This is a genomic window from Candidatus Pantoea edessiphila (assembly GCF_002933315.1).
Lineage (GTDB): Bacteria > Pseudomonadota > Gammaproteobacteria > Enterobacterales > Enterobacteriaceae > Pantoea_C.
Genome location: NZ_PDKT01000001.1, coordinates 40,581 through 62,309, shown reverse-complemented (window position 1 = coordinate 62,309; position 21,729 = coordinate 40,581). Strand labels below are relative to the sequence as shown.

The following is a 21,729-nucleotide window of genomic DNA, read 5'->3' as shown; positions in this document are numbered from 1 at the left end:
TTAGCCTCCAGTTACTGGTGGAAAAAATGCTACTTCGTCACCTGAATTGAGTGGATGGTTTTTAGATACTAATGTATGATTTACTGCTACTAATAACTTACTAGAGCTAAATGCTATTTTCCAATTATCACCTATCTGAGATAACGATATTATCAATGAAGCTATATCTGCGTGTTTTTCTAATACATTTAACGAACTAACTCCTGTCATTTCTCGTATTTGAGCAAAGAAAAATACTTTAATCATGAATTTCATCCAATAAATATTTCATGCAAATTCTAAGATAATTAAAAGTTATAATTTTAATATTTTTTCATTTTGTAAAGAAATTAAATAGCCCAGTTTTTTATTTAAATTTTTAAATGATATTAACATAGTATCATATAAGTAATTAAATTTTTAGATTTTGTTTATCTTTAATATTTATTGAAAATAATTAATGTAAATAACATAATAATAGTATATACAATTAATAATATTTATGTCTTTTAAAATATATTTTCATTATCAATGATGTTTAAATAAACTTATTTCATTTAAAAAAGATTTTTTACTAAATTTGGTAAGTAAAGACAAAAAATTTACAAGATATTTAATACCATTACTGTAATTTAACTAAAATGCTAACAAAATAAATTTCGGAAAATTTTTGCATTTATCAAAAATTAATTTGGTAAAATTATATGATGACTATAGTTAATATTATATTTATTTGATAATAGAAGATAAGGTATTATCCCTAAACAAGGTTCTGGTAATATTTTTTTTAAACTAACAATATAATCGTCATAATATTGATCTGGTGGACTTATAGTATTAGCAATCCAACCTGCTAATTTTAATCCGCAAAATTTTATTGCATCAATAGTTAAAATAGCATGGTTAATACAACCCAGCCTTATTCCAACTACTAAAATTACTGGAATTTTTTCTAAACATACCCAATCTGCATAAGTTTGATGTATACTAAGTGGTGTATACCAACCACCTGCACCTTCTATTAATATCCAATTAGCTATTTTTTTTAATTCAAGTAATCCATTAGATAATGTAGAAAATAATATTGGTATGTTTTCTTTGGAACTAACTATATGTGGTGCAGTTGCTTCAACAAAAGATAATGGATTTACCTGTGAGTAGTTTAATTTTACGCTACTATATTTTTGCAAGATTAATGCGTCATTACTACGAATTCCTTCTAACGTAATATTGCACCCAGAAGCAATTGGTTTATAACCTGCAGTACGATATCCAGATGTGTTTGCTATTTGCAATAATAAACTACTGCATGTAGTTTTTCCAACCTCAGTATCAGTACCAGTAACAAATAAACAATTCATAAATTAGCTACTCCATATATCAAGTGATAACTAAGGCGAAAACCATATTTATCTCGTGGCCAATAAGTTTGTAATCTGCCCAATCTTTTACGTGTTAATAAAATGCTATTACGACCTTTATGTATATGTGTAGCACCTATACCTTTTAATGAATGCATGGCACTAATCACATTAGGAAAATGCATAATAACTACTTTAGATCGACATGCTATATGTTGTTCTTGGCATATTTTGAATATTTCTTTTTTACTAGGAAAATGATTAGCATGATTATGTTTATCAAGATATGACCAAGCACAGTGTAATTCTTGTAAAGAACCATCACTAAGTGTAGAAAACAACAAACATCCATACGGTTTTAATATTTGATTGAAACGATTTAGTACTTTACTTAAATCGTTAGCCCATTGTACAACTAAATTACTCCATACTATATCTAAACTAGATTTAGCTATTGGCAAATTATCAATATCACCTACTATATAATGATGTGCTGTATTGTTCTTTTTAGCTTGTTTCAACATTTGTAAAGAAAGATCTAATGCTATTACATATTTACCACGTTCACGCCAAATACGACTATACCATCCAGTACCGCATCCTGCATCCAATAATAATCTCCCTGAGTAAGAGGGGGCTAATTTTAATAATAAATTACCACTTAAACGTTGTAATGTTGCATAACTATCATAGTGTATTGCAGCTCGGTCGAAAGCTTTTGCTATAGCTTGTTTATTAAATTGAAGCATTATGCAAAGCCTCTAATAGAATATCTATATCTTCAAATTTGTGAGCCGCAGTTAAAGTAAGACGTAGACGTGTAGTTCCAGTAGGTACTGTTGGAGGTTTAATTACATTAACCCAACATCCAGAATTAGCCAATTTACTAGATATAGTTTTAGCTTTATCATTATTGCCTATAATTAATGATTGAATAGCACTAGTCGATCTTATTAAATTCCAATTAGTTGACTGTATACCTAGTTTAAAATAATTTATATTTTCATTAAGGCGTTGACGTAAATAGTCTCCTTGCTGAATTAATGTTAAAGAAGCTTGTAAAGCAAATGTTTGAGCAGGTGCCATACAAGTTGAATACGTCAAATTTTTTGAGAACTGCCAAAAATAATTAGCAATATCTTCATCACACAATAAAGCAGCACCACTAATACCAAACGCTTTACTAAATGATATTGTTAAGATATCAGGTTTTATTTCGTTAAAATAACAACTTCCACGTCCTTGATTACCTATAACACCAATACCATGAGCATCATCTACTAGTAACCAACCATTATGTTTTTTTGTTTTATCATAAATATTTTTTAATGGTGCTCTATCACCATCCATACTAAAAATACCTTCAGTTATTACTAATTTATCTCCTTTACAAAAATATTTTAAATAATAATTTAAATTTTCAATTACATTATGATTAAATCTATGTAATTTCGCAGAACTACGTAATGCGGCATCAATTAATGAAGCATGAATCAATTTATCTGCTATAATGTGATCATTTTTCTTAGCGAGTAAATTAATAACTGCTTGATTAGCATCAAAACCAGAAATAAATAATAGTGCACGTGGATAACCTAACCATGTAGCAAGTTGCCGTTCTAAATCCGCATGGAAACGACTAAAACCAATTATATGGCTAGAAGATCCTGAACCTGCACCCATTAAATATAAACCTTTTTTCCAGCTATTTATTATTAATGGATGTTGATTTAATCCAAGATAATCATTACTAGAAAAATTAATATAATTTTTTTTGTCTATTTTCAATAAACGAGTAGTATTATTATCTATTATGTAACGTTCACGCCATTTATTACTAAATCGTTGTTTAGACAAATATTCATTTATTCTTAATTTCCAACTCATTATAATGTCGCATCATAGAATTGTTCATTAGGTAATATTTCATTTGGTATAGAACTTTCATTATTTTTTTGGTTATTTTCTAATTTAAGTCCTAGTTTAAGAAATAAAATAATATCTTTATCTTCTGCAGAATTAGAAGTTGTAAGTAATTTACAACCATAAAATATTGAGTTAGCTCCTGCCATAAAACACATTGCTTGAGTCTGTTCACTCATTTGATTACGTCCAGCTGATAAACGAATATGTGATGCTGGTATCATGATTCTAGTTACAGCAATAGTTTTAATAAATTCAAATGGTTCTATAATCTCGTTGTTTTCTAGAGGTGTTCCTTTTATTTTAACTAACATGTTAATAGGTATGCTTTCTGGTGGTTTTGGTAAATTTGCTAATTGTACTAACAGACTTGCACGATCTTTTATCGTCTCTCCTAATCCTAATATGCCTCCAGAGCAAACTTTAATTCCTGAATTACGAACATTATTTAATGTATCTAACCTTTGCTGATAATTCCTTGTGGTCGTAATTTTGTTATAAAATTCCGGTGAAGTATCAAGGTTATGATTATAGAAATCAAGTCCTGCTTTGGCTAATCTTTTTGCTTGTGAATCAGATAAATGACCAAGAGTCATACAAGTTTCCATACCCATAGCTTTTATTTCTTTTATTATATTTTCTAAATAAGGCATATCACGATCTTGAGGATGTTTCCAAGCAGCTCCCATACAGAAACGACTAGAACCATTAGCTTTAGCTTTATGTGCATTAATTAAGATTTCATCTATCTGCATTAAACCTTGAGTTTTTAAACCTGTTTTATATCTTGCACTTTGAGCACAATATTTGCAATCTTCTGGACAATTACCAGTTTTAATTGATAGTAATGTGCTTTTTTGTATAACAAGAGGATTAAAATATTTACGATGTACTTGTTGTGCCTTGAACATTAATTCAATGAAAGGTTCATTGAGAAGAGTTTCCGCATGTTTAATTGTCCAATGTTTTGTCATGTTTACTCCAGCAATTAAAAATTATAATTTAGCAAATAATTTGGTTATACTAACAAACTAATTATTTTTTTGGTCTATAGCTAATGTTAATAGAAAATGATTATGAATTTGATCGCAAACATATTTGGCATCCTTATTCTTCAATGAAAGAACCTTTACTTTGTTATCAAGTAGTAAAGGCTAAAGGATGTAAATTAGAATTATATGATGGAAAACAATTGATTGATGGCATGTCATCTTGGCTAGCAGCAATCCATGGTTATAATCATCCACGTCTTAACTATGCAATAAAAAAACAAATAAAAAAAATGTCACATATAATGTTTGGTGGTATTACTCACCCTTCAGCAATTTCATTATGTCGTAAACTTATAGAGATTACTCCTTTATCTTTAGATTGTGTCTTTTTATCTGATTCTGGTTCAGTATCAATAGAAGTATCGATAAAAATGGCTCTACAATATTGGTTAGGACGGAGTGAAAATCGTCAAAAATTTTTGGCTATTAAATACAGTTATCATGGAGATACTTTCGCTGCAATGTCTATATGTGATCCACAAAATTCCATGCATAATTTATGGCAAGGATATTTAAATAATAATTATTTTGCGGAAGCCCCAACATGTGGTTTCTATGACAATTGGGATATAAATGATTTTAATGATTTTGCGTATATCATGGAACAAAATTATAAAGAAATAGCTGCAGTGATTATTGAGCCAATACTTCAAGGAGCTGGTGGAATGCGCATTTATCATCCTAAATATCTAAAATTAGTTCGTGAATACTGTGACAAATATGGAATAATACTAATTGTTGATGAAATAGCGACTGGTTTTGGCAGAACTGGTAAATTATTTGCTTTTGAGCATGCAAAGATTGAACCAGATATTTTGTGTTTAGGAAAAGCGCTTACTGGTGGTACTATGACCCTTGCAGCTACTATTACTACACATGAAATAGCGCATACTATTAGCAATAGCAAAGCAAATTGTTTTATGCACGGACCAACTTTTATGGGAAATCCTATAGCTTGTGCTGTAGCTTTAGAAAATATCAATATACTACAAAATAATAAATGGATTAAACAAGTCAATAATATTGAAAAAAAATTAAGTAAATATTTATTACCATTAAAAAAATTGAGACAGATATCAGATGTTCGCATATTGGGAGCTATTGGTGTAGTTGAAACCTACAAACTAATCAATATTGAAGCGATTCAAAAGTTTTTCGTTGAACAAGGTGTTTGGATACGTCCTTTCGGTAAATTAATTTATTTAGTACCACCATACATCATTAAACAACATGAATTAAAAAAATTAACTCAATCTATCAGTCTAGCAATTGAAAATCCTCTAAATTTTATAAATTAATTTTCAAAATAGGATAAGTTATTTAGAATAGAATAAATAATGTTTATTTTAAACAATTAATAATAATTAACTGTTATTTCGATTATTTTATTTTATTAATTATATTAAACATGTTAATTTTTTCTGAAAAATACATTTTATATTATCGATTAATTAATTTTTTATTAATAGTATTAATAAAATCTTTTATATGAAATAAAATAATATAAATCAAGGAGAATTATATGAGTAAGATAGTAAAATTGGTTTTATTAAGACATGGTGAAAGTCAGTGGAATATGAAAAATCGTTTTACTGGATGGACAGATATAGATTTATCTGCTAGAGGTCGCATTGAAGCTAAAAAGGCTTCTAATACATTAAAAAAAGCAGGTTTTTTATTTGATTTTGCTTATACGTCTATGCTAAAGAGAGCTATTCATACCTTATGGTATGTTTTAGATCAACTTGATCAAGTTTGGATTCCAGTATATAAATCTTGGTGTCTTAATGAACGTCACTATGGTGCTTTACAAGGATTAAATAAAAAAGAAACTATTAATAAATATGGAGAAGAGCAAGTCAATCAATGGAGGCGCAGTTTTGAAATATTTCCACCAAAAATTACGCCTAGCGATTATCGATTTCCAGGACATGATTTTAGATATTCTTTTTTGAAGTATGAACAACTACCTTTAAGTGAAAGTTTAGAATCAACTGTTAATAGAGTTATTCCTTATTGGAATAAAAATATTTTTCCCTTAATAAAACAAGGTAATAAATTAATTATAGTTGCACATGGTAATTCATTACGGGCATTAATAATGAATCTAGATAATATTAATGAAAAAGACATCATGAAAATAAACATTCCAACTGGAAAACCATTAATATATGAATTTAAAAATGATTTAAAAATATCAAAAAGATATTACTTAAAATAATTCTTTGTGTATAAATACAATAAAATTAAATATTTCCTTTCACTTTATATTTAAGTTTTTTTGCAAAATCTAGCATACGATTAAGTGGTACTAATGCTGCCTTACCTAAGTCATTATCAATATTAATTTCATGTTGAGAGCCTCCAAATTCAAGGCTATCATAAATTGTTTTAAGGCTATTCATTTCCATCCATGGACAATGAGCACAACTTCGACAAGTTGCACCTTCACCTGCAGTAGGTGCTTCTAAAAGCTCTTTATTCGGAACTATTTGTTGCATTTTATAAAAAATAGCTCGATCAGTGGCAACTATTACTTTCTTGTTAGGTAAATCTTTTACTGCTTTAATTAATTGACTAGTGGAACCAACTACATCTGCTATTTTAATTATTGATTTTGGAGATTCTGGATGAACTATAATGGCAGCATCAGGATATACAGTTTTCATCTTTTTTAATGCACGAATTTTGAATTCATTATGTACAATACAAGTACCATTCCAATTGATTATATCAGCTTTTGATTTGTGTTTAATATAGCTACCCAAATTACGGTCTGGTGCCCAAATAATTTTTTTTCCCAAGTAATCAAGATATTCAATTAATTCAACTGCAATACTCGAAGTAACAACCCAATCAGCACGAGCTTTAACTGCTGCTGAAGTATTAGCATAAACCACTACAGTGCGATCTGGATGATTATCGCAAAAAGCATTAAATTCTTTAATTGGACAACTAAGATCTAAGGAACACTCTGCTTTTAAAGTAGGCATAATTACGTTTTTTTCTGGACTAAGAATTTTAGCTGTTTCTCCCATAAAACGTACACCTGCAACCAATAAAGTTGTAGCTGGATAGTTACTACCAAATCTAGCCATCTCAAGTGAATCAGAAACACATCCACCTGTATTTTCTGCTAATCTTTGAATTTCAGGATTAGTGTAATAATGAGCTATTATTACCGCATTTCTAGATTTTAAAAGCACCTTGATTTTATTTAAATAAAATTCTTTTGCTTCGTCACTTAATATAGAAGGTTTACTCATTAAAATAGGATAAGTTAAATTTTCAGAATCAAATTTAATACTTTTCATAAAGCACTCAATTTGTTAACTAATAAATATAATTTTTAATTAACAAGTTAAAATAAATAAATTATATATCTTGTAGTAAAATAGATTTTACTACTTTACCAATATCTGTTAATTTCAGTGCTATTTTTACCCCTGCTTCTTGAAGTAGAGATATTTTTTTATCTGCAGTACCTTTACCATTTGAAATAATTGCACCGGCATGTCCCATTCGTTTACCTTGTGGAGCAGTCAATCCAGCTATATAACTTACAACAGGTTTTGTAATATATTTTTTAATAAAAACAGCTGCTTTTTCTTCAGCTACACCGCCAATCTCACCGATCATTACAATTACTTTAGTTTGCAAATCATCCTGAAATAGTTTTAATATATCAACAAAGTCAGATCCGGGAATAGGATCACCTCCAATTCCTACGCAAGTAGATTGACCGTATCCTAAATTAGTAATTTGTTGAACTGCTTCATATGTTAAAGTGCCAGAACGAGATATAACACCAACACAACCAGATTTATGAATATAACCGGGCATTATACCAATTTTACATTCACCAGGAGTGATGATACCAGGGCAATTTGGACCAATCATACGTACACCTGTTAAATCTAATTTTGTTTTTATTAATAACATATCTAAAACTGGAATACCTTCTGTGATTGTAACAATTAATTTTATACCTGCATCTATGGCTTCAAGAATGCTATCTTTACAAAACATTACGGGAACATATATTACGCTCGTAGTTGCACCGGTACATTCAACAGCTTCTTTGACTGTATTAAATACAGGTAAACCTAAATGTACAGTACCACCTTTTCCTGGAGTAACCCCACCAACTAATTTTGTCCCATAATCCAATGCTTGTTTGGAATGGAAAGTACCTTGTACTCCAGTAAAACCTTGACAAATAACTTTAGTAAATCTGTCAACTAGAATAGACATTATTTATTCTCCGCAGAACTAACAGCTAATTTTACTGCTTGCGTTAACTCATTAACAATAAAAACATTTAATCCACTATTTATCAAAATTTGTTTTCCTAATTCAGCATTATTACCTTCTAGTCTTATTATAATTGGTAATTTTATATTTAATTTGGTTATTGCAATAATAATACCGTTAGCTATTAAATCACAACGTACAATACCTCCAAAAATATTAATAAGAATAGATTTAATATTACTATCTGATAGCATGATTTTAAAAGCTTCAATAACACCTTCGTTTGTTACGCTACCACCAACATCAAGAAAATTAGCTGGTTTCCCACCATAATATTTAATTATGTCCATAGTACCCATTGCTAAACCTGCACCATTAACAATGCAACCTATATTACCGTCCAGTGATACATAATTTAATTCATTTTGGATCGCATTTGCTTCCTTCTGATCTTCTTGACTAATATCATACATTTTGCTTAATTCTGGATGACGAAATAAAGCATTACTATCAATAGACAATTTACTATCTAAGCAAATTAAATCACCTTGTTTATTAATTACTAAAGGATTAATCTCAAGTAATTTAAAATCATTTTCTACAAACATAATGGACAATTTCATAAATATTTTAATAAATTGACTGACTTGTTTTCCTATTAATCCTAATTTGAATGCTAATTCACGGCCTTGGTATTGTTGTGGACCAGTAATAGGATCAAGTTTTATTGTATGAATAACATTAGGTGTTTTTTTTGCTGTTTGTTCTATTTCAATACCACCCTTAACAGAAGCTATGAAAACTACACGATAAGTTTCACGATCTACAATAGCACTTAAATAAAGTTCTGTATTTATATCAGTGTTCTCTTCAATTAAAATTTTATTTACTAATTGTCCACAAATATCTGTCTGGTAAGTCACAAGATATTTGCCATACCATTTTTTAAAAAAATCACTAATATCTTTTTTTTTGTTTGCTATTTTTATACCACCAGCTTTACCACGACCGCCAGCGTGTACTTGGCACTTAAGTACAAATAAACTACTCTTTATTTTAGAATATGCTTCTTCTGCTTCAGCTAAATCATAACATATATAACCTTTTGGTACTGGTATATCATATTTTGCAAGTAAATACTTAGATTGGTATTCATGTAAATTCATTATATTATATCCATTTATATTTCTAATAATAAACGTATTGGATTTTCCAATAACTCTTTAATTTTAACAAGAAAACCAACAGATTCACGACCATCAACCAAACGATGATCATAAGATAAAGCTAAATAACTCATTGGTAATATCATAATTTCACCTTTTACTGCCATAGGTCTATCTTTAATAGCATGTATACCAAGAATTGCGCTTTGTGGTGGATTGATGATAGGTGTAGACATTAATGACCCAAATACTCCACCATTAGTAATGGTAAAATTACCACCAGTTAGTTCTTGTACCTTTAATTTACCATTCTGACCTTTGGCTGCTAATTCTATTATTTTTTTTTCAATATCAGCCACACTCATAAAATTAATATCATTTATAACTGGTGTTACTAATCCTCTAGATGTTGATATAGCAATATTAATATCAAAATAATTGTGATAAATTATATCATTACCATCAATAAAAGCATTAATTTCTGGATATTTTTTTAATGATTCTACGACAGCTTTAACATAAAAAGACATAAAACCTAAGCGAACTCCATGAGTTTTTTCAAAAAAATCGCCATATTGTTTACGAATATTTATTATTGGCTGCATATTTACTTCATTAAATGTTGTTAACATCGCAGTATTATTTTTTGCATCTATTAATCTTTCTGCAATACGTTTACGTAAACGTGTCATTGGAACACGCTTTTCAACACGATCATTATTTGTATAATGTTGAATTTTTGTTTTTTTATCTTTTAGTTGATTTTGTAATATATTTTTTAATTCATTTATATTTTTATTAAAATTACTATTCTTTACATCTGAAATATTTAAATCATGTTCTGCAATCAATCTACGAGTTGATGGACTTAATGTATCATTTTTTTCTTTTTTTACATCATCTTTGAAATTAACTATATTATTTTTTTTTTCTTTTTGTTGATCAATAATTTCATCTTTTTGATGATCTTTATAATCATAATTATTATTGGAACTTTCTATTTTTTTTATAAGACCAATAACCTGATTTGATTTTACAGTTGAACCTTTATCCTCTACAATTTTTTCTAATATTCCGTTAGCAATTGCTGGAATTTCTATTATAACTTTGTCAGTTTCAATTTCTACTAATACTTCATCCACATTGATTTTATCACCTGGTTTTTTATGCCAAAGTGATATTGAAGCATCAATAACTGATTCAGGCAGATCAGGAACTATTATTTCCAAAACATTCATTATCTTTCCTTTTAATTCATGTCAATGCGCTATTAATCAAATCTTGTTGTTGTTTATGATGTGTTCGGATATAACCTACAGCTGTTGAAGCAGAAGCCGGACGACTTACATAACGCAATGTGGCATTAAATGATATAATTTTACTGAAATAATTTTGCATATAACTACATGCACCTTGATTTAGAGGTTCTTCTTGACACCAAATAAAATCTTTTACATGCGAATAAGATAATAAAACTTTTTTTAATGCTTCACATGGAAAAGGATAAAGCTGTTCAATACGAATTATAGCGATGTCAAATTGTTTGTTTTTAATCCTTTGTTCTATTAAATCAAAATATATTTTACCAGAACAAATTATTACACGTTTGATTATTTCTGAATTTAAGTTAACATTTTCGCCAATGACTACTTGAAAAGTACCACTTGCAATATCTTCTAATGTTGAAGTAACTAATGGATGTCGTAGTAGTGATTTTGGAGACATAACAATAAGTGGACGACGCATTTTTCTTATAGCCTGACGACGCAACATATGATACATTTGTGCCGGTGTAGAAGGTATACAAACTTGTATATTTTGTTCTGCACAAAGTTGTAAATAACGTTCAAGACGTGCAGAAGAATGTTCGGGACCTTGACCTTCATAACCATGAGGTAAAAGTAAAACAATACCGCACATACGACCCCATTTTTGTTCTCCAGAACTTATAAATTGATCAATAACTACTTGTGCCCCATTTGCAAAATCTCCAAATTGAGCTTCCCATATGGTTAAAACTCTTGGTTCAGTAATAGAATATCCATATTCAAATGCAAGTACTGCTTCCTCTGATAACACAGAATCCCAAACTTCAAATTTTCCTTTTTTAGATATATGATTTAAAGGAATATAAGTTGAACCATCAATTTGATTATGAATCACAGCATGTCTATGAAAGAATGTACCTCTGCTAGAATCTTCTCCCGAAAGACGTACTGAAATTCCTTGATCAATTAATGAAGCATAAGCCAGATTTTCAGCTGCACCCCAATCAAAATTTTTTTCTCTTTCTGCCATTTTCTTGCGATCATGATAAATTTTTTCTACACGTTCTTGTAATTTTATTTCTTTAGGGATATTACTAATAATACGTGCTAATTTTTGAATGTGTCGTATATTAATACAAGAAAGATATGCTTCCTCCCAATTATGATTTAAATAAGTAGACCAAACTGAAGAATATAAATTTGTAGGAGATAATTCTGGTATAACACATTCACCTTTTTCAAGTTCAATACGATAAGAAATGTTCATATCATTTACATGATTTTCACTAATAATTCCCTTTTTAATGAGTAAATCCGCATAAATCCTACGCGCAGTGGGATGTTTTTTTATTTTTTCATACATTAACGGTTGAGTAACAGTTGGTTCATCAACTTCATTATGACCATGACGTCTGTAACATATTAAATCTATAAATACATCACGTTTAAATTTATTTCTATAGTCTAAAGCTAATCTTGTAATAAATATTACAGCCTCTATGTCGTCAGCATTCACGTGAAAAATAGGTGCTAGTATCATTTTCCCAATATCTGTACAATATATCGTAGAACGTGAATCCTTAGGGTTTGATGTAGTAAAACCAATTTGATTATTAATTATAATACGTATAGTACCACCTACTTCATATCCTCGTGTTTGAGACATATTTAATGTTTCTTGCATTACACCTTGTCCAGTTACCGCAGCATCACCATGAATAGTAATCGGTAAGATTTCATTGTTGTTTTCTAATGCACGATCTGATCTTGCACGTGCTGATCCCATAATTACTGGATTGATTATTTCAAGATGTGATGGATTAAATGCTAGCACTACATGTAGTAATTTATTTTTAATTTTGAGATCTGATGAAAACCCCATATGATATTTCACATCTCCTGTACCTACATATTCTTTATATTCCCCGCAATAATTTCCAGAAAATTCATTAAATAAGTCTTTTGGTTTTTTACCTAAAATATTAATTAATACGTTAAGACGACCTCGATGTGCCATACCTAGTATCATTTCTTTAGTATTGTGTTTGGTAGAATATTTAATAATTTCCCGTAACATTGGAATCAATGCATCTCCACCTTCTAAAGAAAAACGTTTTGCACCGGGAAATTTTGCACCTAGATATTTTTCCAGACCCTCTGCTGCAACTAAATCTTGTAGGAAATCTATTTTTTCTTTTATGCTAAATGAATTTTGATAAGTAAATGATTCAATACATCTTTGAATCCAATTTTTTTCTTCCATGCTACTAATGTGCATATATTCTACACCAATGGATCTACAATATGTATTTTTTAAAATTTCAAATAAATTAGATAATTTTATAGGTATTTTTTTTTCAGTAAAATAATCTACATAAAAGTTTTGTTTTAAATCAATATCATTTAATCCATGAAAAGAAAGATCGAGATCAGAAACTGGATCTTTTTTCCACAGATTTAATGGATCCAAATTTGCCTGTCTATGGCTGTGTAAACGAAAAGCATTTATCAATTGCATTACTTTTAATTGCTTATAGTTATTATCAGGAATAATAGTACTATAACTACATTTATTACTAGCTAAACAACGAAAATTTTCGCGTATATTAGAATGCAATTGTTCTAATTCTATTTCTGTACCGGATATTTTTTGAAAAATTTTACCCCATTCTATATCAACAGAACTAGGATTTTCTAAAAAATCTTCATAGAGCTTTTCTAAGTAATATTGATCCACACCAACTAACCAAGAAGATTCCAGCCAGGATTTTATCGCTCTATTCTGCATGACAATACCTTTATACACAAATAATGATAGAATTATTTATAACTAATAATTAATTTTATATGGTTATTAAAATTAATTATTAAAAATATTACATTTATTAATTATCACGTTTTAATAACATTAATTTAATTTGATTAATAGCCCGTGTTGGATTCAGTCCTTTTGGGCAAACACTTACACAATTCATTATGTTATGACAACGAAAAACACTAAAAGAATCAATTATATTATCAAGACGTGCATTTGATTCTGTATCTCTATTATCAATTAGAAAACGATAAAGTGTTAATAAACCAGCTGGACCGATAAATTTATCTGGATTCCACCAAAATGAAGGACATGCAGTAGAGCAACAAGCACAAAGCACACACTCATACAATCCATCTAATTTTTCACGTTCTATCGGTAATTGAATATATTCACGAACAGGATGATTTATTCCGTTATTTAATAAAAATGGTTTAATTTTATTATATTGAGCATAAAATTGACTCATATCTACAACTAAATCACGTATAACTGGTAATCCAGGTAAAGGACGTATCATTATTTTTTTATTTTTGTTTTTTAATTTTGATATTGGTGTAATACATGCTAATCCATTCTTTCCATTCATGTTTATGCCATCAGAACCGCATACTCCTTCCCGACATGAACGACGAAATGATAAAGTTGGATCTTGTTCTTTTAAAGCAATTAAAGCATCTAATACCATCATGTCATGATTATCCTCAATTTCAAGATGATAATCTTGCATATATGGTATTTCATTAATTTCTCTATTATATCGATAAATTGAAAACCAAAGCTTCATAACTATTTTTTACTCGATTTAATAAGTACGTATCTTTGGTGGAAAGGAACTACGAAATTTAGGTGTCATATTAACCTTGCGACTAGTCATACTTTCAGTTTGTGGTATATAAATACTATGACATAACCAATTTTTATCATCCCTGTTTGGAAAATCGAATCGATTGTGTGCTCCTCGACTCTCAGTACGGTAATTAGCGGCAATTGCAGTAGCATAGGCTGTTTCCATTAAATTATCTAATTCTAGACACTCGATAAGTTGAGTATTAAATTCTTTTGAATGATCATCCAATCTAACAAATTTTAATTTATCTCGAATAATCCTTAATTCGTTAATACCTTGTTCCATTGCTTTACCTTCTCTAAATACAGAAAAGTTATTTTGCATACATTTTTGAAGTTCTTTACGCACATTAAATGGATTTTCACCATTTGTATTTTGCTTCCAGTAATTTAAACGTTTCATTGCAGCATTAATATCTTCTCTAGAAGCATGACGTAATGTTCCTTGTTCTTCAATACTTTTTGATAAATATAAACCAACTGCTCTGCCAAACACTACTAGATCTAATAATGAATTACCTCCAAGACGATTAGCACCGTGCACTGATACACAAGCAACTTCACCAACTGCAAATAAACCTGGTACAATAACTTCTTTACCTCCTTCGTTAATTCTTAGTACTTGACCGGTTATTTTAGTAGGAATACCACCCATCATATAATGACATGTTGGAATTACAGGGATAGGAATTTTTGTAGCATTAACATTAGCAAAGGTATTAGATAACTCAAGAATACCTGGTAATTGTGACTCAAGAATTTCTTTACCTAAGTGATCTAATTTCAATTTAACATGTGGACCCCAACGGCCATCATAACCACGACCTTCACGAATTTCTATCATAATTGATCTAGCCACTACATCACGACTAGCAAGATCTTTAGCATTTGGCGCATAACGTTCCATAAAACGTTCGCCATGTTTATTAAGAAGATATCCACCTTCACCACGACAACCTTCTGTAACTAATACACCTGATCCTGCTATTCCAGTTGGATGAAATTGCCACATTTCCATATCTTGTACTGGTATTCCTACACGTAATGCCATACCAATACCATCACCAGTATTAATATATGCATTAGTTGTGGATTGGAATATACGACCTGCACCTCCAGTAGCTAGTATTGTAGCTTTAGCTTTAAAATAAAAAACCTCACCGCTTTCAATTTTGATGGAAATACATCCAACTATTGCATTATCTGCATTTTTTACTAAATCTAGTACATACCATTCTGAAAATATAGTTGTTTTGTTTTTTAAATTTTGCTGATATAAAGTATGTAATAACGCATGACCAGTACGATCGGCAGCAGCAGCAGTACGAGCTGCCTGCTCTTCTCCAAAATTTTTTGACTGCCCACCAAAAGGACGTTGGTAAATTTTTCCATTATCAAGACGCGAAAATGGTAAACCCATATGTTCTAGTTCTAAAACTGCTTCTGGACCATTTTTACACATATACTCAATTGCATCTTGATCGCCTATATAATCAGATCCTTTTACCGTATCATACATATGCCATTCCCAATTATCTTTGTGGGTATTACCTAAAGATACAGTAATGCCTCCTTGCGCCGAAACTGTATGTGATCTTGTGGGAAAAACTTTTGACAATAATGCACAATTTTGTCCCGATTGAGAAATCTTCAGTGCAGTTCTCATTCCTGCACCTCCTGCACCTATTACAATAGCATCAAATTTTTTAACCGGTAAACTCATTTATCCTCCACAAATTACAATACATCCATAAATGGCATATGATAATAGTACTAATATAATTATTGATTGTAATATAAGGCGCAATACTACCAGCTTAATATAATCTGTTAATACTTGCCAAATTCCTATCCAACCATGAATAAGTACGGAAAACAACGTTAATATGGTAAATATTTTAGTTGTGATATTCTCAAAAAATTCATGCCAATTATAATAATTTAACTTATCTAAACTGATTAAAAAACTACAAACATATATCACATATAATACAATAATAATTGCTCCTATACGTAATATTAACCAATCACGAATACCACTACGACTGAAAGCAGAAGTATCATTTACCATATTAAAACTCCAGCTATTATAGAAAGCATAAGAGTAATACTAAATACTATGTAAGTTAAGAAAGTAGCAGTTTTTAATGTTTCTGATAAAAAGTTGAAATCCATTAAAATATGACGAATTCCATTAATTATATGATATATGAAGATATTAAAAAAACACCAAATAATAAATTTACAATAAAAATTATTAAAAATATACATAACGTAATGAAAATCTTTTGGAGAAGAAAGTGATAAATCTAACAACCATAATAAGATACCAAAAATGAATAGCATAATTACACCAGAAATACGGTGTAATATAGACGATATAGCTGTTATAGGAAAATGAATCGTCGATAATTTTAAGTTAATAGGTCTTAATTTATTCATTATTACTAATAATTTTTAATAAAAATAAGTCTAAAATATTAATTATAATAATTGTTAAAGCAAATTGCTATAATTATAAATAAATCATAATAGTGATTACAATTATTCAATGAGAATTTTTTATGATTTTTAAATAAAAATTGATAATAATCAATTTGTTAATAAATTTATAATTAATCGATAAGATGACAGGTATAATTTATTTTTTTCTTTATTATTAAAATATGCATATATTGTAACAGTATATAAACTGAATTATTATAAGATTGTAAGTTAAGTACTATTGATTTTTTATTTGTTAAATATACTATTATAAAATAATAATATTGATAATTAATTAAAATTTAATCTAAATTATTTTGATTATTGTGAGGAGATTATATAATAAATGGATTTAAAAAAAACAAAACTCATTTTACAAGACAAAACATCAATTGAATTAAATATCATAAAAGGTACTTTAGGACAAAATGTAATTGATATAAGAAATTTAAGTTCTAAAGGATTACTTACATTCGATCCTGGATTTAATTCTACTGCTTCTTGTGAATCAAAAATTACGTTTATTGATGGTGATAAAGGTACTCTATTATATAGAGGTTTTCCTATTGACCAACTAGCTAGCAAATCTAATTATTTAGAAGTTTGTTATATTTTATTGAACGGAGATGTGCCTACAAAAAAACAATTTGAAAAATTTCATAAAATAGTTACACGTCATACTATGATTCATGAACAAATAACTAGATTGTTTCATGGATTTCGTAGAGATTCCCACCCAATGGCTGTGATGTGTGGTGTCACTGGAGCATTAGCAGCATTTTACCATGATTCACTTGATGTTAATATAAAACGACATCGTGAAATTGCAGCATTTCGTTTACTATCTAAAATGCCAACAGTAGCTGCAATGTGTTATAAGTATTCTATTGGTCAACCTTTTATTTATCCACGTAATGATTTATCTTATGCTGGTAATTTTTTACATATGATGTTTGCTACACCTTGTGAAAAATATAAAGTAAATGCTATTTTAGAAAGCGCTATGGATCGTATATTAATACTTCATGCTGACCATGAACAAAATGCTTCTACTTCAACAGTTCGTACTGCCGGATCTTCTGGAGCCAATCCTTTTGCTTGTATAGCAGCAGGTATCGCTTCTTTATGGGGACCAGCACATGGAGGAGCTAATGAAGCTTGTTTAAATATGCTAGAAGAGATTAATACTGTTGATCATATACCAGAATTCATAAATCGTGCAAAAGATAAAAATGATTCTTTTCGACTTATGGGTTTCGGTCATCGTTTATATAAAAACTATGATCCTCGAGCAAAAGTAATGCGTGAAACTTGTCATGCAGTACTTAATACACTTTGTATGAAAGATAACCTTTTAGAAGTGGCTATAGCATTAGAAAATATTGCATTAAATGATCCATATTTTGTTGAAAGAAAATTATACCCAAATGTAGATTTTTATTCAGGTATTATACTAAAAGCTATGGGTATTCCTTCTTCAATGTTTACAGTTATATTTGCAATGGCACGTACTGTTGGTTGGATAGCTCATTGGAAGGAAATGCATGATGATACCATGAAAATTGCTAGACCACGTCAACTTTATACTGGGTATGATAAACGTAAATTTATTTCTAAATTAATTGATTAATTACTATCATTTTTAATAAACTTAATTAATATTATAATATAAATTGTTAAAATCACTATAAATTCAACAATATACTTATAATCAAGTAAATCATCCATGTATATTTTTCTATTTTCAAATTAAACTAAATTAGCGAATAAACAAAAAACAGAATAAAATATTTACTAACATTAGTTACAATAAAAAATCAGTATGATTGAGTTAATACTATTTATTAAATTTTTATTGAAAAATAATGTAGCTAATTCATATTTTTCGTCACATTTTTTAATGTAACTTATTAAAAATAGATATTATTAAATATTATTTTTTAATCTTGGTGTTATAAGTTATTATTATGTGATATTTTTATGTTGTAAATGAATAATACTATTTAAAATATACTATATAATAATATATCAAAACTTTAACTCAATTTTTAATAGACATAAAATAAATTTGTAATTTATTCATTCAACAGTATTGTATGTTTTAATAAAGTTTTATATAAATTAATTTGAAATGTTGAATATAAAAATGATACATTTCTGACTTTTTATTTCATATAATTTACTGTTTGTAAATATAATTTAGGTTTAACTCTATGAATAATATAGGTATTTTTTTTGGAAGCGATACTGGTAATACTGAAAATGTTGCAAAAATGATACAAAAACAAATAGGAGACAATGTAGCAAAAATTTTTGATATAGCTAAAAGTAGTAAAGAAGATTTAGAAATATTTAATATTATTTTGATAGGTAGTCCAACATGGTATTATGGTGAAGTACAATGTGATTGGGATGATTTTCTTCCTACGTTAAAGGAAATAAATTTTTTTGGGAAAAAAATAGGTTTATTTGGATGTGGTGATCAAGAAGATTATACGGAGTATTTTTGTGACGCATTAGGAATTATACACAATATTGTTGTATCTAATGGTGCAAAAATCATAGGTTATTGGCCAACTGAAGGTTACCATTTTGAATCCTCAAAAGGTCTTAAAAATGAAAAAAATTTTTTAGGATTAGCAATTGATGAAGATCGTCAACCAGAACTTACTAAACAACGAATTAGTATATGGGTCAAAAAAATTTTAAAAGAATGCAACCTTAAAAATAATCTAGAGATTGAATAGTTATTTATTTAATTTAGAGTATAAATTACGTAAACCAACAATACGGTTAAATACTAAATTATCTGAACTAGAATATAAACTATCTGTACAAAAATAACCTTCACGTTCGAATTGATAAGCCATATTATTTTTTGCATTTAGAAGGCTTTGTTCTACATAACCTTTTTTAATCTCTAATGAATTAGGATTAATATTTACGAGAAAATCTTCTTCTATTTCTGGATTTGGAATTTTAAATAAATTATTGTATAGACGGAACGTAGCTGGTTGAGAATGCAAAATCGATAACCAATGAATAATGCCAATATTTTTATCTTTTATTAAATTTTTACCAATCGTACTTAAATCACATGTACAATAGATACAGATGATATTTCCTTCTGTATCTTTTTTTACATAATTAGAACTAATTATACAAGCATTACGTAACCGAACTTTTTTTCCAAGAACTAGACGTTTATAATTTTCATCAGGTTCTTCTCTAAAATCAGATTTGTCAATCCAAATTTGATTAGTAAATTTTACTTCACGAGTACCCATTTCCGGTTTATTAGGGTGATTTTTCATTTTAATATATATTTCGTAATGCAATGGAAGGTTTAAAATAATTAATTTTATCGGATTTAATACTGCTATAGCACGAGGTGCATTGATATTTAGATCTTCACGAATACATGATTCTAATGCATCAATTTCAATAATATTTTGCTGTTTAGTTACTCCTATGCGACGACAAAACTCACGAATTGAAGATGCAGTATAACCTCGACGACGTAATCCGGAAATAGTAGGCATACGAGGATCATCCCAACCTTCAACATAATTTTTATTTACTAATTGACCCAATTTTCTTTTTGACATTACTGAATATTCCAAATTTAATCTAGAATATTCATATTGATTTGGAAAATTTGGAATAGAAATATTGTGTAATATCCATTCATAAAGACAACGGTTATCTAAAAATTCTAATGTACATAATGAATGTGTAATGCCTTCTAAAGCATCAGATATGCAATGAGCAAAATCGTACATTGGATAAATACACCAATTGTCATTAGTTTGATGATGTTTACAAAACTTAATGCGATATAATACTGGATCCCTCATTACGATAACACTAGAAGACATGTCAATTTTAGCACGTAAGCATGCTTCTCCCTCTTTAAAGCAACCATTTCGCATTTTATCAAATAAAAATAAATTTTCTTCTATAGATCTGTTACGGTAAGGACTATTAATACCAGGTTTATTCCATACTCCACGGTATTCTTTAATGTCTTGTATTGTAAGTTCATCTACATATGCTAAATCTTTATTAATAAGTTCAATAGCATATTGATATATTTGATTAAAATAATCAGATGTATAACGAATATCTTCATTCCAATTAAAACCTAGCCAAAGTATATCATTTTTTATAGATTCAACAAAATGAACGTTCTCATTTAAAGGATTTGTATCATCAAAACGTAAATTGCATGTACCACCATAATCTTGTGCAATACCAAAATTTAAACATATAGATTTTGCATGTCCAATATGAAGATAACCATTTGGTTCAGGTGGAAAACGAGTACATATTTTACTATATTTACCGCATGCCAAGTCATTATTAATGATTTGACGAATAAAATTAATCGTTTGACTTTTATTACCTTTCATTAAATTAAATTCCTTATATTAATATAATAAACCTTATATTAAGCATGAAATGCTATTTTTGATAGTACACATGAAGAACCTTATATTTTATAGTAAAAATAGTGATAAATAAAAATTAAATCAATATATAAGATTGTACAATTAATTTCTTAAAATTATAAATAAT

Annotated in this window: 18 protein-coding genes and 1 pseudogene; 4 read left to right on the top strand and 15 right to left on the bottom strand. The window is 28.7% G+C overall.

Translation table 11 applies throughout. The features are described 5' to 3' along the window. From moaD to bioB, 5 genes and pseudogenes are all read right to left on the bottom strand, one after another. Positions 1–246 (bottom strand): molybdopterin synthase sulfur carrier subunit, encoded by a 246-nt coding sequence (gene moaD / locus CRV12_RS00395; RefSeq protein WP_136130679.1) that lies wholly within the window; start codon positions 244–246, stop codon positions 1–3. A 419-nt stretch (positions 247–665) separates the two neighbouring features. Then, complete coding sequence (gene bioD, locus CRV12_RS00390) at positions 666–1,340, bottom strand: dethiobiotin synthase (protein ID WP_136130678.1); 675 nt, start codon at positions 1,338–1,340, stop codon at positions 666–668. Next, on the bottom strand, positions 1,337–2,092 hold the full coding sequence (gene bioC, locus CRV12_RS00385) for a malonyl-ACP O-methyltransferase BioC (protein WP_136130677.1): 756 nt from the start codon (positions 2,090–2,092) through the stop codon (positions 1,337–1,339). Before bioC ends, bioD begins: the two co-directional genes overlap by 4 nt. Further along, complete coding sequence (locus CRV12_RS00380) at positions 2,076–3,227, bottom strand: aminotransferase class I/II-fold pyridoxal phosphate-dependent enzyme (protein WP_136130676.1); 1,152 nt, start codon at positions 3,225–3,227, stop codon at positions 2,076–2,078. Before CRV12_RS00380 ends, bioC begins: the two co-directional genes overlap by 17 nt. Before the next feature lie 79 nt (positions 3,228–3,306). Further along, positions 3,307–4,237, bottom strand: a pseudogene (bioB, locus tag CRV12_RS00375) (biotin synthase BioB); the annotation flags it as partial. 83 nt (positions 4,238–4,320) lie between these two features. On the opposite strand from bioB, the gene bioA reads away from it, so the two are divergent. Next, complete coding sequence (gene bioA, locus CRV12_RS00370) at positions 4,321–5,613, top strand: adenosylmethionine--8-amino-7-oxononanoate transaminase (protein ID WP_136130674.1); 1,293 nt, start codon at positions 4,321–4,323, stop codon at positions 5,611–5,613. Positions 5,614–5,837: 224 nt separating this feature from the next. Then, positions 5,838–6,536 (top strand): 2,3-diphosphoglycerate-dependent phosphoglycerate mutase, encoded by a 699-nt coding sequence (gene gpmA, locus CRV12_RS00365; protein WP_136130673.1) that lies wholly within the window; start codon positions 5,838–5,840, stop codon positions 6,534–6,536. Positions 6,537–6,561: 25 nt separating this feature from the next. Here the strand turns inward: gpmA and nadA are convergent, their stop codons facing one another. The 9 genes from nadA to sdhC all read right to left on the bottom strand — a co-directional run bounded on the left by nadA (position 6,562) and on the right by sdhC (position 17,109). Continuing rightward, on the bottom strand, positions 6,562–7,629 hold the full coding sequence (gene nadA / locus CRV12_RS00360; RefSeq protein WP_136130672.1) for a quinolinate synthase NadA: 1,068 nt from the start codon (positions 7,627–7,629) through the stop codon (positions 6,562–6,564). A gap of 61 nt (positions 7,630–7,690) precedes the next feature. Next, the gene (gene sucD / locus CRV12_RS00355; protein ID WP_136130671.1) at positions 7,691–8,569 is read right to left on the bottom strand and encodes a succinate--CoA ligase subunit alpha; all 879 of its coding nucleotides are present in this window, start codon (positions 8,567–8,569) and stop codon (positions 7,691–7,693) included. Then, positions 8,569–9,735, bottom strand: a complete 1,167-nt coding sequence (gene sucC, locus CRV12_RS00350; RefSeq protein ID WP_136130670.1) for an ADP-forming succinate--CoA ligase subunit beta — start codon at positions 9,733–9,735, stop codon at positions 8,569–8,571. Before sucC ends, sucD begins: the two co-directional genes overlap by 1 nt. Positions 9,736–9,749: 14 nt before the next feature. Next, on the bottom strand, positions 9,750–10,973 hold the full coding sequence (odhB, locus tag CRV12_RS00345) for a 2-oxoglutarate dehydrogenase complex dihydrolipoyllysine-residue succinyltransferase (RefSeq protein ID WP_136130669.1): 1,224 nt from the start codon (positions 10,971–10,973) through the stop codon (positions 9,750–9,752). A 16-nt stretch (positions 10,974–10,989) separates the two neighbouring features. Continuing rightward, positions 10,990–13,791, bottom strand: a complete 2,802-nt coding sequence (gene sucA, locus CRV12_RS00340; protein WP_136130668.1) for a 2-oxoglutarate dehydrogenase E1 component — start codon at positions 13,789–13,791, stop codon at positions 10,990–10,992. 97 nt (positions 13,792–13,888) lie between these two features. Next, complete coding sequence (locus tag CRV12_RS00335) at positions 13,889–14,605, bottom strand: succinate dehydrogenase iron-sulfur subunit (RefSeq protein ID WP_136130667.1); 717 nt, start codon at positions 14,603–14,605, stop codon at positions 13,889–13,891. A gap of 18 nt (positions 14,606–14,623) precedes the next feature. Then, the gene (sdhA, locus tag CRV12_RS00330) at positions 14,624–16,390 is read right to left on the bottom strand and encodes a succinate dehydrogenase flavoprotein subunit (RefSeq protein WP_136130666.1); all 1,767 of its coding nucleotides are present in this window, start codon (positions 16,388–16,390) and stop codon (positions 14,624–14,626) included. Beyond that, positions 16,391–16,738, bottom strand: a complete 348-nt coding sequence (sdhD, locus tag CRV12_RS00325) for a succinate dehydrogenase, hydrophobic membrane anchor protein (protein WP_136130665.1) — start codon at positions 16,736–16,738, stop codon at positions 16,391–16,393. Next, on the bottom strand, positions 16,732–17,109 hold the full coding sequence (sdhC, locus tag CRV12_RS00320) for a succinate dehydrogenase, cytochrome b556 subunit (RefSeq protein WP_136130664.1): 378 nt from the start codon (positions 17,107–17,109) through the stop codon (positions 16,732–16,734). The genes sdhD and sdhC overlap by 7 nt, the downstream gene beginning before the upstream one ends. Before the next feature lie 388 nt (positions 17,110–17,497). Here sdhC and CRV12_RS00315 point away from each other — a divergent pair, with 388 nt between their 5' ends. Then, on the top strand, positions 17,498–18,781 hold the full coding sequence (locus CRV12_RS00315) for a citrate synthase (protein ID WP_136130663.1): 1,284 nt from the start codon (positions 17,498–17,500) through the stop codon (positions 18,779–18,781). 583 nt (positions 18,782–19,364) lie between these two features. After that, positions 19,365–19,898: a flavodoxin FldA gene (fldA, locus tag CRV12_RS00310; protein WP_136130662.1), complete on the top strand. Its 534-nt coding sequence runs from the start codon at positions 19,365–19,367 to the stop codon at positions 19,896–19,898. Here the strand turns inward: fldA and glnS are convergent, their stop codons facing one another. Further along, positions 19,899–21,563: a glutamine--tRNA ligase gene (glnS, locus tag CRV12_RS00305; RefSeq protein ID WP_136130661.1), complete on the bottom strand. Its 1,665-nt coding sequence runs from the start codon at positions 21,561–21,563 to the stop codon at positions 19,899–19,901. Positions 21,564–21,729: the final 166 nt, after the last annotated feature.